15 protein-coding genes are annotated in these 12,716 nt (G+C 68.1%); 4 read left to right on the top strand and 11 right to left on the bottom strand.

The window, feature by feature from the left end; all coding sequences use genetic code 11:
• The first annotated feature begins 56 nt into the window (after positions 1-56).
• From G7B71_RS03785 to G7B71_RS03775, 3 genes are all read left to right on the top strand, one after another.
• Positions 57-482: a DUF2141 domain-containing protein gene (locus G7B71_RS03785; protein ID WP_166038016.1), complete on the top strand. Its 426-nt coding sequence runs from the start codon at positions 57-59 to the stop codon at positions 480-482.
• 65 nt (positions 483-547) lie between these two features.
• The gene (gene ispH, locus G7B71_RS03780) at positions 548-1,534 is read left to right on the top strand and encodes a 4-hydroxy-3-methylbut-2-enyl diphosphate reductase (protein WP_166038014.1); all 987 of its coding nucleotides are present in this window, start codon (positions 548-550) and stop codon (positions 1,532-1,534) included.
• Positions 1,531-2,433 carry a farnesyl diphosphate synthase gene (locus G7B71_RS03775; protein ID WP_166038012.1) on the top strand — a complete coding sequence of 301 codons (903 nt, stop codon included), beginning with the start codon at positions 1,531-1,533 and terminating at the stop codon, positions 2,431-2,433. Before ispH ends, G7B71_RS03775 begins: the two co-directional genes overlap by 4 nt.
• Here G7B71_RS03775 and G7B71_RS03770 read toward each other — a convergent pair.
• From G7B71_RS03770 to G7B71_RS03725, 10 genes are read right to left on the bottom strand one after another with little or no spacing between them, the layout of a single operon-like run.
• The gene (locus G7B71_RS03770) at positions 2,417-3,043 is read right to left on the bottom strand and encodes a PAS domain-containing protein (RefSeq protein WP_207774704.1); all 627 of its coding nucleotides are present in this window, start codon (positions 3,041-3,043) and stop codon (positions 2,417-2,419) included. The two genes, G7B71_RS03775 and G7B71_RS03770, sit on opposite strands and share 17 nt — an antisense overlap.
• A 47-nt stretch (positions 3,044-3,090) precedes the next feature.
• Complete coding sequence (locus G7B71_RS03765) at positions 3,091-3,882, bottom strand: inositol monophosphatase family protein (RefSeq protein WP_207774703.1); 792 nt, start codon at positions 3,880-3,882, stop codon at positions 3,091-3,093.
• Positions 3,875-4,528, bottom strand: a complete 654-nt coding sequence (gene hisIE, locus G7B71_RS03760; RefSeq protein ID WP_166038010.1) for a bifunctional phosphoribosyl-AMP cyclohydrolase/phosphoribosyl-ATP diphosphatase HisIE — start codon at positions 4,526-4,528, stop codon at positions 3,875-3,877. The genes G7B71_RS03765 and hisIE overlap by 8 nt, the downstream gene beginning before the upstream one ends.
• On the bottom strand, positions 4,504-5,271 hold the full coding sequence (gene hisF, locus G7B71_RS03755) for an imidazole glycerol phosphate synthase subunit HisF (protein ID WP_166038007.1): 768 nt from the start codon (positions 5,269-5,271) through the stop codon (positions 4,504-4,506). Before hisF ends, hisIE begins: the two co-directional genes overlap by 25 nt.
• Positions 5,258-5,974, bottom strand: coding sequence for a 1-(5-phosphoribosyl)-5-[(5-phosphoribosylamino)methylideneamino] imidazole-4-carboxamide isomerase (locus G7B71_RS03750; protein ID WP_166038005.1), 717 nt, complete (start codon positions 5,972-5,974; stop codon positions 5,258-5,260). The genes hisF and G7B71_RS03750 overlap by 14 nt, the downstream gene beginning before the upstream one ends.
• On the bottom strand, positions 5,971-6,552 hold the full coding sequence (hisH, locus tag G7B71_RS03745; protein ID WP_166038003.1) for an imidazole glycerol phosphate synthase subunit HisH: 582 nt from the start codon (positions 6,550-6,552) through the stop codon (positions 5,971-5,973). Before hisH ends, G7B71_RS03750 begins: the two co-directional genes overlap by 4 nt.
• Positions 6,549-8,204, bottom strand: a complete 1,656-nt coding sequence (hisC, locus tag G7B71_RS03740; protein ID WP_166038001.1) for a histidinol-phosphate transaminase — start codon at positions 8,202-8,204, stop codon at positions 6,549-6,551. Before hisC ends, hisH begins: the two co-directional genes overlap by 4 nt.
• Positions 8,201-9,499: a histidinol dehydrogenase gene (hisD, locus tag G7B71_RS03735; protein ID WP_166037999.1), complete on the bottom strand. Its 1,299-nt coding sequence runs from the start codon at positions 9,497-9,499 to the stop codon at positions 8,201-8,203. The genes hisC and hisD overlap by 4 nt, the downstream gene beginning before the upstream one ends.
• Positions 9,496-10,386, bottom strand: coding sequence for an ATP phosphoribosyltransferase (gene hisG / locus G7B71_RS03730; RefSeq protein ID WP_166037997.1), 891 nt, complete (start codon positions 10,384-10,386; stop codon positions 9,496-9,498). The genes hisD and hisG overlap by 4 nt, the downstream gene beginning before the upstream one ends.
• Positions 10,376-10,702: a YerC/YecD family TrpR-related protein gene (locus G7B71_RS03725; RefSeq protein ID WP_166037994.1), complete on the bottom strand. Its 327-nt coding sequence runs from the start codon at positions 10,700-10,702 to the stop codon at positions 10,376-10,378. The genes hisG and G7B71_RS03725 overlap by 11 nt, the downstream gene beginning before the upstream one ends.
• A gap of 438 nt (positions 10,703-11,140) precedes the next feature.
• Here G7B71_RS03725 and G7B71_RS03715 point away from each other — a divergent pair, with 438 nt between their 5' ends.
• Entirely contained in the window at positions 11,141-11,566 is a 426-nt protein-coding gene (locus tag G7B71_RS03715; RefSeq protein ID WP_166037991.1) for an ion channel, read from the top strand.
• A gap of 32 nt (positions 11,567-11,598) precedes the next feature.
• On the opposite strand, the gene G7B71_RS03710 is transcribed toward G7B71_RS03715, so the two are convergent.
• A complete protein-coding gene (locus G7B71_RS03710; RefSeq protein WP_166037989.1) occupies positions 11,599-12,675 on the bottom strand; it encodes an NAD(P)-dependent alcohol dehydrogenase in 1,077 nt (358 codons plus the stop codon).
• Between the last annotated feature and the right edge of the window lie 41 nt (positions 12,676-12,716).

Genomic DNA, 12,716 nt, shown 5'->3' with positions numbered 1-12,716 from the left:
ACCTCGCCGAAAGCACGTATGGCGACGGCGCGGCGACGCGCGTACGGTCCCGCGCCATGAACCTTTTCAAGATCGCCGCGGCGACGCCGCTTCTGCTTCTGACCGGCGCTCAGGGCATGAGCCAGGTCGAGGTCGCGATCGAGGGCCTTCGAAACGGGCGCGGCGACGTTCATCTCTGCCTGACCCGCCACCCGCGTCATTTCCCGAACTGCCGTGACGATCCGGCGGCGATCAAGCGAACGGTGCCGGCGTCGACGACGCGCGTGACCATGAATGCCGCGCCCGGGGAATATGCCCTGTCGGTCTTCCACGACGAGAACCGGAACCGGGAGCTCGACACCATGCTCCGGATCCCGCGCGAGGGCTTCGGTTTCTCTCGAAATCCGCGCATACGCTTTGGAGCGCCGCGCTTTCGGGATGTGCGGATCGGCATCGCACCGGGCTTCACCCGCTTGTCGGTCCGTATGCAATACATGCTTTAGGCCATGTGGATTCGGCCAACCCTAGCGCGTACCACCGGAAGCCGGGGGTGCGATGCAGGGTTACGATGTCCGATCTCTCGTCCACCATGGCCTCAGCCAGCGCAGCGGGCGCTGACGACTTCCGCCCGGAGATCGAGCTGTTGCTCGCCAATCCGCGCGGCTTTTGCGCTGGAGTGCGCCGTGCGATCGACGCCGTTCGCGATGCGCTGGCCGCGCACGGACCGCCGGTCTACGTCCGCCGCCCGATCGTTCACAACCTCGCGGTGGTGCGGGAGCTCGAGGCCGAGGGCGCGATCTTCGTCGAGGAGCTGGCGCAAGTGCCGTCCGGAGCCGTGGTCGTCCTGTCGGCACACGGCGTTGCGCAGGCGATTCATGACGAAGCCAGGTTCCGCGGCCTTCGCGCCTATGACGCGGTATGCCCGCTGGTCGCCAAGGTGCATCGCCAGGTCGAGCGTTTCCATCGTGACGGTCGCCACATCATTCTCGTCGGCCACGAAGGCCACCCGGAAGTCGAAGGCACGACGGGGCGCCTCCCTCCCGGCAGCACCCTCGTGGTGAAATCGGCCAGCGAGGCGGCGGCACTGACCCTCGACTCTGCGTCCCCGGCTGCGGTGGCGGTCCAGACCACCTATTCCGTGGAGGAGGCGGAAGAGATCGTCGACGTCCTTCGCGCGCGCTTCACCGACCTGGTTGAGCCGCCGACCAGCGACATCTGCTACGCGACGACCAACCGCCAGCACGCGGTACGGCTCATCGCCGGTCGCGCCGCGGCCGTAATCGTCGTCGGCGAGACCTTCTCCTCCAATGCCCGCCGCCTCGCAGAGGTCGCGGCGCTGAGGTGCGAATCCGTTCAGCTGGTCCCAGACGCATCCCTGCTCGACTGGTCCCGGCTGCCGCGGGCCGGCGCGGTTGGCGTCACCGCCGCCGCGTCGACCCCGGAATCCAGCGTCACCGGAGTCATCGAGGCGCTCGCCGGCCGCTACCGGCTGCGCGTCCAGGATGTCGGAACAGTCGAGGAGACGGCCGAGTTCAAGCGGGTCGCCATCGGATGAGCAGCCGCGGTCCGGCACCGAGTCTGCCCGCGTCGACCGATCGCATCCGCGCCGATATCGACGCGATGTTCACCGCGCTTCTGTCCGAGCCCGAGGACCAGAGCGCGCGGCTGTTCGAGGCGATGCGCTATGCCGCGCTCGGCGGGAAGCGCCTGCGTCCACTGCTCACGATCGCCTCGGCAAACCTGTTCGGCGTTCCGGAGAGCTACTCGCTGTGGGCGGGGCTGGCGGTCGAGTGCGTCCATGTCCACTCGCTGATCCATGACGACCTTCCCTGCATGGACGACGACGATCTGCGCCGCGGCCGGCCGACCGTCCACTGCGCGTTCGACGAGGCGACGGCGGTGCTTGCCGGCGACGCTCTGCTCGCTCTCGCCTTCGAAATCCTCGCCGATCCGGCCACTCATCCGTCCGCTGAGGTCAGGGCGCACCTGACGGTCGAGCTCGCCCGCGCGTCCGGCGCATCCGGCATGGCCGGCGGCCAGATGATCGACCTCGTCGCCGAGGGCATCGAGCTCGACCTCGACGGAATCACCCGCCTCCAGCGCCTCAAGACCGGCGCGCTCATCAACTGGTGCGTCGACGCCGGCGCCATTCTCGGCGAAGCCCCCTCCGACCACCGCCTGAGCCTCCGCGGCTATGGCCAGTGCCTGGGGCTGGCCTTTCAGATTGCCGACGACCTTCTCGACCATCGGGGAGACGAAGCGGTCGTTGGCAAGCGGGTTGGCAAGGATGAGGCGCGCGGCAAGGCGACCTTCGTGACGCTGCTTGGAGAAGAGCGCGCGCGGCAGCAGGCCGATCTGTTGGTTGAGCAGGCGATCGCGCACCTTCACGCCTTTGACCGGCGCGCGGCTCAGCTGGAGACGATCGCCCGCTACGCCGTCACTCGGGATCGTTGAGCTGAAGGCCTGCCTCGACCCCGATCCGGATCGCGTCGGCAGACGTCGGCGCGTTCAACCTGTCGAGAAGCCGGGCGCGGTGCATCTTCACCGTCTTCTCGTCGATTCCGAGCAGTCCGGCGATCTGCTTGTTGCGCAGCCCGCTGACGAGAAACTCCAGCACTTCGCGCTGACGCGAGGTGAGCGAGGATACCAACGCCCTCGCTTCCCTCGCACGATTGCTCGCCAGATCGGCTCCAGCGCCGACATCCATCTGGGATCCGATGAAATAGGCGAGCGCCCCGGCCTGGTCGCGCACCGGCGCGATCATCACCGCATTGCGAAATGGCACGCCGCCCTTGCGGTAATTGGTAAGCTCGACCAGCGCGGGCAGCCCCGCGGCAACGGCTTGCGCCAGCTCGCCTCGTGCTCGGGGATCAGTGTCCGGCCCCGCGAGGAAGCGACAATTGCGCCCGACGATCTCCGCCTCCGAATAGCCGGTCAGGCGAGAAAAGGCGTCATTGACTGCGACGATAGGGTTGTCCGGCCTGCGCGGGTCGGTGACCACGGTCGCGATCGGAGTGTGATGGATCGATGCCAGAAGCGTCTCGAACGCGTCATTATCGCCCACGCTCAAATCCCCCACACGCACGGTCCTCTTCTAGTCTTGGCAAAGGCTCAGCGCGAGAGGCTCAGAAGGCTCACCGCCTGGTCCAGCAGCTCCGCGGAGGCCGCCGCAACCAATTTCCCCTGCGAAAAATCGGTTCCGCCGAGCCAATTGCTCACCTTTCCGCCGGCCGCCGTCACCACGGGCAGCAGCGCATTCATGTCATGGGGCGCAAGCCCGCTCTCGACGACCAAGTCTAGGTCGCCCGCTGCAAGCCGGCCATAGGCGTAACCATCAAGGCCATAACGCGTCAGTCGCGCCCGCTCCCTGACCCGCTCGAATCCAATCCGATCTTCCGGCGAGAAGAGATATGGATCGGTCGTTGAGAGTCGCGCCTCGTCCAATGCTCTGCATTGACTGGTGAGCAAGCCGCTGCGCCCCGATGCCGCGACGAACTCCGCGACGTCCCCATGTCCGACGAATCTTTCGCCGAGGCGAGGCGCGTCGATCACGCCGACGACGGGCCGCCCTTCGTCGAGCAGAGCGATCAGCACGGTCCAGCTCGGAAGCCCGCAGATGAACGAGCGGGTGCCGTCGATCGGATCAAGGCTCCATCGATAGCGAGAGGAGCCGTCCTTCGCGTCGAGCTCCTCGCCCTCGATGCCGTGATCTGGCCATCGCTCCTCGATGAGATCACGGACGACCCGCTCGACGGCCCGATCGGCATTGGTGACAGGATCGAACGCCCCCCCGCCGCCCTTGTTCTCGACCGCCCAGTCGGCCTCGCTCCAGCGCAAGGCTTCGGCGCGGGCGGCATCAGCAAGCTCTTCCGCAAAGGCCGTGAAGACCGAAAGCTCAGTCAACCTTCTCTCCTGCCACAGCATGCCGTGATCGAAGGACCGCAATCACCTCGCTCCAGCCGAAGCCTCGCGCCTCCATCAACACCGCCACATGGTACAGGAGATCGGCGACTTCCTCCGCGCAATGTTCGGTTGTGGAGCCAGCGCCGGCCAGCGCGACTTCGACCCCCTCCTCGCCGATCTTCTGAGCGATCCGCGGCGGTCCCTGGGCGAGAAGCCGGCGGGTGTAGCTGTCTCCGCTGCCGGTGGAGGCACGGTCGGCGACGATGCGCGAGAGCTCGGCCAGCCAGCCGGGCCCTGAACTTGCGGCATCGCCGAAGCAGGCCATCGTGCCGAGATGGCAGGTCGGCCCCGCCGGGTCCGCAAGGACGAGGATAGCGTCGCCGTCGCAATCGGCATGGACGGCGGCGACGCGCAGGACGTTGCCGCTCGTCTCGCCCTTGATCCACAGACGCTGCTTCGATCGGCTCCAGAAGGTGCCTAGACCGGTAGCCAAGGTCGCCGTGAGCGCTTCGCGGTTCATGTAACCGAGCATCAGCACCCGGCCGGAGACGCGGTCCTGGATCGTCGCCGGGATGAGATTGTCCATCTTGTCCCAGGCCAAAGTGTCGATGTCTTGGGCCGTCAGCGGCGCATCTCGATCCCGCATGTCGCGAGGAACTCCTTGAGGTCGGGAATGGCGATGAGCCGGTCGTGGAACACGCTGGCGGCGAGCGCGCCGCTAACGCCGGCCTCGGCAAAGGCATCGCGGAAATGCTCGGGCGACCCCGCTCCGCCCGAGGCGATGACGGGCACGTCGACCGCGTCGACGACGTCGCGCGTGTGGGCGAGGTCGTAGCCGGTGCGGACGCCGTCCTGCCGCATGCAGTTGAGGACGATCTCCCCGGCCCCGCGCTCGGTCGCTTCGCGGACCCAGTCGAGGGTGCGGCGGCCGGCATCGCGCGTCGCCTCGGGCGAGCCGGTATATTGCTTGACCACATAATCGCCTTCGACGGCGAGGCTGTCGACGCCGACCACCACGCACTGGCTGCCGAAATCGCGGGCGATCTCCCCGATCAGAGCGGGCCGTTCCAGCGCCGGCGAGTTGATCGAGATCTTGTCGGCGCCGGCATCAAGGCAGGCGGCGGCGCGGTCGCGGCTGCGGATTCCGCCGGCGACGGTGAAGGGAATGTCGATCACGCGGGCGATGCGCCGGACCCAGCCGAGATCGAGGCTGCGCCCCTCCGGGCTTGCGCCGATATCGTAGAAGACGAGCTCGTCCGCGCCTTCGTCGCGGTAGCGCAGCGCCTGCTCGATGATGTCGCCGGCGTCGCGGTGGTCGCGGAACTGCACACCTTTGACGACACGCCCATCCTTCACGTCGAGACAGGGGATGATCCTACGCGCAGGCATCGAGCGCCTCCGCGAGGGTGAAGCGGCCGTCCCAGATCGCCTTGCCGACGATCGTACCGGCCGTGCCGAGCCTGCGCAGATCGTCCAGCGAGGAGACCCCGCCCGAGGCCTGGATCTGCGCGGCCGGCAGGCGCTTCACCGCTTCCTCGAGCAAGGCGAAATTGGGCCCGGCGAGCATGCCGTCGCGGCCGACGTCAGTGAGAAGGATGTGGCGCGCCTCGGGGTAGAGCGCAGCCGCCTCCCACAAGGAGAGCGCCGATTTCTCGGTCCAGCCCGAAGCTACGACCAGAGGCATGCCGCCCTCGATCCGGACGTCGAGCGACAAGGTGATCCGTTCCGCCCCAAACTCCTCGAAGAAGGCGCGGACCAGGTTGGGCTGCTTCACCGTGAGGCTGCCGATCACCACGCGCGCAACCCCGAAGTCGAGCATGCGCGCGACCTGATCGCGGGTGCGGAAGCCCCCGCCGACCTGAAGCTTCAGCTTCGCGGTGCCGGCCAGGCGGGCGATCAAATCGTGCTGGACCGGTTCCCCGGCCCGCGCGCCGTCGAGGTCGACGACATGCGCCCATTCGGCACCGGCCGCCGCGAACTCGGCCAAGGCTTCGGCGGGATCGGCGGCATAGGCCGTCGCATCGTCGAACCGACCCTGCCGAAGGCGCACGACGCGGCCGCCCATCAGATCCATGGCGGGATAGAGGATCATGAGTCCAGCCAGGCCTGGAGGAACCGCGCGCCGGCTTCGCCCGAGCGCTCCGGGTGGAATTGCGCCCCCCAGACATTCTCCTGAACGACGATGGCGGGTATCTCGCGGCCGTAATCGGCGAAGGCTCGGGTTGCCGTGCCCGTGTCGCAGGCGAAGCTGTGGGCGAAATAGACATAGTCGCCGTCGCTGAGGCCGATCCGAGGGTCGGAGACGGCGAGCCGGCTCCAGCCCATGTGCGGCACCGGCCGCTCCGGAGCGGGATCGAGCCTGCGCACGCGGCCGGGGATGATGCCGAGGCAGGGGCCGGCCGCTTCCTCGCTCTCCTCGAACAGCAATTGCATGCCGAGGCAGATTCCGAGCACCGGCTGGCGCAGCGATCGCAGAGTCTCGCTGAGGCTGAGCGCCTCGATCCTCTCCATCGCGAAGCCCGCCGCTCCGACGCCGGGCAGAACGACGCGCTCGGCGGCGGCGATCCGCTCCGCGTCGGCGGTGATCAGGGGCGCCACGCCGAACCGCTCAAGCGCGATTGCGACCGACCCCAGATTTCCGCACCCCAGATCGACGATCGTGAGCGTCACAACATGCCCTTCGTGCTGGGCACGGAATCGCCTTCGAGCCGGATCGCCTGGCGCAGCGATCGGCCCAAGGCCTTGAAGCACGCCTCGGTCTTGTGGTGGTCGTTCTCGCCCGAGACCCGGACATGGATCGACGCGCCGAGGCTGTCGGCCAGCGAACGGAAGACGTGGGCGGTCATCTCGGTCGGATAGGCGCCGATATGGCTGGCCGCGAACGACCCTTCGAAGACGCTGGACGGCCGGCCGGAGAGATCGACCAGCACCTGGGCCTCGGCCTCGTCCATCGGCAGAGCGAAGCCGAACCGGCCGATGCCGCGGCGCTCGCCGAGCGCGCGCGCCAAGGCCGTGCCGAAAGCGATGGCGCAATCCTCGATGCTGTGGTGGCCGTCGACCTCGACGTCGCCGTCGCACGACAGGATCAGCGAGAAGCCGCCATGGGCGGCGACCTGGTCGAGCATGTGGTCGTAAAAGGCGATGCCGGTGCCGATCCGCCGCGGACCTGGCCGGTCGAGGTCAAGGGCGACCGCGATGCGCGTCTCGCTGGTGTCGCGGGCGATTTCCGCACGGCGGGACGGACGAGCCTCTATGTCGAGTCCAAACGCCGACAGCGCCGCGTCATTCTCCTCGCTTGTGCCGATGGTGACGCGGACGCCGCCACGCGCGGCATTCTCGCGGAAGCGGACGCGGATCCCGCGCTGATCGAGCCGCCGCGCCAGAGCCGGCGCATCCTCCACCTCGAGGAATAGGAAATTGCCGCCGCCGCTGCGCACCTTGCGCACCAGCGGCGACGCCGCGATGCGCTCGGCGACGCGCGACCGCTCCGCCTTGATCCGCTCGATCCGCTCCTCGTGAACCGTGCGCCGCGCCGGCGCCAGCGCCGTGAGCGCGGCTTCGATCGACAAGGTCGGCAACGGGTAAGGCGGAAGCGCCCGCCGAAGCACCCCGATCAGCCCGGCATTGGCGATGGCCGAGCCGATCCGGGCGCCGGCGAGGCCGTACGCCTTGGAGAGCGTGCGGAGCACCACCAGGTTCGGCCGCTTCGCCGCCTCGGCGGCGAGGCTCTCCAGCTCCGAGAACTCGATATAGGCCTCGTCGAGAACGACGATCGTGTCGGACAGGGCGTCGGCGATCTCCAGCACTTGGCGCGTCGGCACCGGGTTCCCGGTCGGGTTGTTCGGCGAGCAGATGAAGGCGAGCTTCAGCCCAGCCTCCGCCCGCGCAGCAGCGATGAAGGCGGCGGGATCGAGATCGAAGTCCGGTGTGAGCTTCGTCTCGGCGACGCGGGCGCCCTGGAGCCGGGCGAAGTGGGCGTAGGCCGAGAAGGTCGGGGTCGCGACCAGCACGCAATCCTCGCCGGCACGGCAGAAGGCGCGGACGAGCAGGTCGATCGCGTCGTCGGCCCCGCGGGTCACGACCAGCTCGCCCGGAGCCACCCCGTAGAGGCCAGCCATGACCTGAAGGAGGCGCGACGGCTGCGGCTCGGGATAGCGGTTGATGCCCACGTCGAGCCCCGACGAGCCGAGCGGCTGGAACGGGTTCTCGTTGGCGTCGAGGCTGATGACGTCCGCCAGGCCCGCGACGGCACGAACACCGATGTCGAACGGCGGCAGAGCGAGCACTTCGGGGCGCGCGAGGCGCAGGGCGAGCGCGCTCATGCGGCCGTCCTTTCCCGGCGCGCCTCGGCGGCTCGGGCGTGCGCCTCGAGGCCCTCGAGCCGAGCCAGCAGCGCCGCCGGCCCCGCCACGCGATCCGCGGCCTTAGCGGTCAGCGTCTGAACGGTCATCGACCTGAGGAATGTGTGGACGGATACGCCGCTCCACGCCCGCGCCGCTCCGTCGGTCGGGAGCACATGGCTCGAGCCGGCGAGATAGTCGCCGATCGTCTCCGCCGCGCTGCGCCCGGCAAAGACCGCGCCGGCGTTGTGGATGCGCGCAACGAGGGCGTCGGCATTGTCCACGGCAAGCGACAGATGCTCGGGCGCGTAGCTGTTGGCGATCTCCACGGCATGGCCGATGCCTGCAGTAAGGATGATCCGGGCATTGGCGAGCGCGCCGTTCACGGCCTCGCGCCTCGGCAGCAACGCCGCCTGCGCGCGGACCTCGGCCAGAACCTCGTCCGCCATCTCCTCGGAATCCGTCGCGAGCAGGACCTGGGCCGCGGCGTCGTGCTCGGCCTGGCTGAGCAGGTCGGCGGCGACCGTCGCCGGGTCGGCGCTGCGGTCGGCGATCACGAACAACTCGCTGGGGCCGGCGGGAAGATCGATGGCCGGGCCGCCGGGCAGCGATGCGATGTAACTCTTGGCCTCGGCAACCCAGGCGTTGCCGGGTCCGCAGATCTTGGCGACCGCAGGAATCGCGCCGGCGCCGAAGGCCAGCGCTGCGATCGCCTGGGCGCCTCCGACGGTCCAGATCGTCTCGATCCCGCAAAGCTCCGCCGCCACCGCCACCGCCGGGTCGAGCCCGCCCTGCCGCCGCGGCGGGGTCACCGTGACAAGATCGCCGACTCCTGCCGCACGCGCCGGCAGGGCCAGCATCAGCAGCGACGAGAAGAGCGGCGTCTTTCCGCCGGGCACATAGAGGCCGACACGGTCGATCGCCCGCCACACCTTGCGGACCGTGAGGCCCGGAAGCGTCTCGACCGCGATGTCGGCGGGGCGGCTGCGCTCGTGGAACAGGGCGATGTTGCGCGCGGCAAGTTGGATCGCCTCCACCTGCTCCCGCTCCAGCAGCCTGCGCGCCTCGGCCGCCGCCGGAGCGACCGGCTCGAGCCGCGGCGGAGCGCCGTCCAGCCGCTGGGCCTCGGCAACGAGGGCGTCCCAGCCGCCGCCGCGCACCCGCTCGACGATGGCGCGCACCGCCTGCTGCAGGGCGGGGTCGCCGCGCTGCGCCGGCCGGGAAAGCGCCTCCCTTCGCCCGATCGCGTCGAGCCTGTTCCAGTCGAGAATCTTCACAGCATCATCTTTTCGATGGGGAGGACGAGGATCGCCGACGCGCCGGTGGCCTTCAGCTTCTGGAGGGTCTCCCAGAAAACGGACTCCTGGCAGACCGCGTGGACGGCGAAATGGCCCGGCCGCTGGTGGAGCGGCAGGATCGTCGGCGCCTCGGCGCCCGGCAGAAGCGCGCTGATCGCCGACAGCGCCTCCTCAGGCGCGTTCAACATGATGTACTTGGCCTCCTTCGTGGCGAGCACGCCGTCGATGCGGCTGAGAAGCCCGGCCACCTGCTCCTCTCTCGCCTGGGAGACCGGCTTGCGGCTACGCACGAGCACGGCTTCGCTCTCGAACACCGTCTCCACCGGACGCAGGCCGTTCGCCTCGAGGGTTGCTCCCGTGGATACGAGGTCGCAGATGAAGGGCGCGATTTGGAGCCGCGGCGCGAGCTCCACGGCGCCGTTCATCTTGACCACGGTCGCCTTGATTTGTCCCTCCTCCAGGAACCGCTGGAGAATCCGCGGGTAGGAGGTCGCAATCCGTGCGCCCTCGAGAGATGCGACGCCTTCCCAAGGGGTGTTCTCGGGAGCGGCGAGCTTCAGCGTGCAGCGGCCAAAGCCGAGCTCTGCGACAATTTCACAGCGAGGATCGGCTTCTCCTAGCTCGAACTCGCGAAGCACATTGCCGCCCACGACGCCAAGCTCGCACACGCCGTCCGCGACGAACGTCGGGATGTCGTCGTCGCGGACGAACATCAGGTCGGCCGGATAATTCTCCACTCGTGCCGCAAGCTCGTTCTTGCCGTTTTGGATTCTGAGACCGGCGTCGCGCAGCAAGGCGCGGCTAAGCTCGGACAGCCTGCCCGACTTCTGAATGGCGATGTGCAGGCGCGCGGAATCAGCGAGCATCGCCGGCCTCCAGCGCATCCAGCGCTCGCCGGTACCCCCGATGCGGCTCCTGCTTCAGAAAGCGCGCCACTCGCACGACAGTCGTCGTGCTGACTCCCGTCGCCTCCTGGATTTCTCGGTAGGAAAGTTCGTCCCCGTCGAGCAGGCGGGCCACTTGCCACCGCTCGGCGAGAGTTCGGATCTCCGCGGGCGTGCACAGGTCGACCAGCAGGCGCCGCATCTCGTCCACGCTTCCCGGAGTCAACAGCGCCGCGCACAGGTCGTCTGTCAGCCGATCCAGGTCTTTCGTCGGCGTCAGCGAAGGTGAGTCGGGCATAGCTTGTTCCAACGTGCTAATACAGTGGAACGCGCAGCTAAGGCCTAGGCTGTGATTGTTCAACCCCCGCTTCGAGGCTTTTCCGTAGGGAGCGTTCGGGCCAGTCGGCCTCCACCACGACCAGGTTGAAATCGTGGCGCTCGATCAGCGGGCGCGTGATGGCGGCTCGCGCGCGGTAGAATTCGGACGTGCCATGCCTCTGCGTCGGTGGAATGCGGCAACGGCTCGCCGGCGGCCGGGACCGCGGACGATTGAATCCGGGGCTTGGTGCAGCCTTTAGAGAAGATCGATTAGGACATATCGATCACGCGATCCCTGGGAAAACTACCTTCATCCTCGCCTCCTTCCCTGGTCCATCAAGGCTACGTCGGGCCCAGGCGGGGCCATACGGACAGCTACGTAATGAACTCACGCGCCGGCGCGCGATGACTGTCCCCCATGATCCGCGAGCTCGCCCTGGCAACCTTGATGGTGACGGTGACCGTGCTCATCCACGGCGCCGGACTGATCCTGCTCGCGCGGCTGCTGCGTCTCGAGACGCGGCAGGAAGGAGCCGGCCACATGCACCCCGACTCGCTTTGGGGACTCGGACTTCTACTGTTCGCGATCCTCGCCCTCATCGGGCTCCACGGGGTGGAGATCTGGATCTACGGCTTTCTCTACCTCGTGATCGGCGCCATCGGGGAGCTTCGCGACGCGGTCTATTTCTCGACCATCACCTACGGCGCGATCGGCTACGATGACGAGGTGATGGCCCAGGAGTGGCGGCTCGTCTCCGCCATCGAGGGGATAAACGGCATCATCATGATCGGCTGGTCGACGGCCTTCCTCATCCGGGTCGTCGGGCTACTCCGACGAGTGTGATCCGGCATGCCAGGGCGAAAGCAACCCGTGAGCTATGGGTGGATCGCCACTTTCAGCACACCGTCCCTTTGATGCGCGAACAGGTCGTAGGCCGTTTCGATGTCGTCGAGCGAGAACCGGTGGGTGACGAGGGGCGCGGTATCGATCCGGCCCGATGCGACCACAGCCATCAGCCGGCGCATCCGTTCCTTCCCGCCCGGGCAGAGCGTGGTCACGATCTTGTGATCGCCCAGCCCCGCCGCGAACGCCTCGAGCGGGATCTTGAGGTCGGCTGAATAGACACCGAGCGAGGACAATGTCCCGGCCGGCCGAAGGACGCTCAGCGCGGCCTCGAAGGTCTCCTGGCGGCCGAGCGCCTCGATCGCGACGTCGACGCCTCGACCATCGGTGATCCGCATGATTTCGTCCACCGGATCGGACTTTGTAAAATCGATCACATGGTCAGCACCCATGCGCCGGGCGATCTCGGCGCGTTCCGGCACGGCCTCGACGCCGATGATGGTCGAGGCGCCCATCAGCCGGGCGCCCGCGGTCGCGCAGAGACCGATCGGGCCTTGCGCGAATATCGCCACGGTGTCGCCAATGCGGATTCGACCGGCCTCCGCGCCGCCGAAACCGGTCGACATGATGTCGGGGCACATGAGCACCTGTTCGTCGGTGAGACCCTCCGGCACCGGCGCGAGATTGGCCATGGCATCAGGGACGAGCAGATATTCGGCCTGGGCTCCGTCGATCGTGTTGCCGAACCGCCAGCCGCCGATCGCCTTCCAGCCGTGCCTCGTGCCCGCCCCGCACTGGGCGTGACACCCGGCGAGCGACGCATTCGACCAGCCTGACGGAGTGATCGCCCCGGCGATGACGCGCTGACCCTCCTCATAGCCCCTGACCGCAGAGCCGAGCTTCTCGATAATGCCGACGGGCTCGTGACCGACGGTGAGGCCGGAAGCGACCGGATATTCCCCTTTCAGGATGTGCACGTCGGTGCCGCAGATCGTGGTCGTGGTGACGCGGATCAGCGCGTCGAGCGGGCCCACGTCGGGGATCGGCTTCTCGCCGAGGACGATGCGGCCGGGCTCCAGGAAGATTGCAGCCTTCATCTTCTCAGGCATTGGTCTCTCCGTCGTTCCAACGGAAAACATGCCCCCGCGAA

This window comes from Sphingosinicella sp. YJ22 (genome assembly GCF_011320075.1).
In the GTDB taxonomy this organism is placed as follows: Bacteria; Pseudomonadota; Alphaproteobacteria; order Sphingomonadales; family Sphingomonadaceae; genus Allosphingosinicella.
Note: the sequence above shows the minus strand (reverse complement) of the source record. Positions and strands in the feature narration are given on the sequence as shown.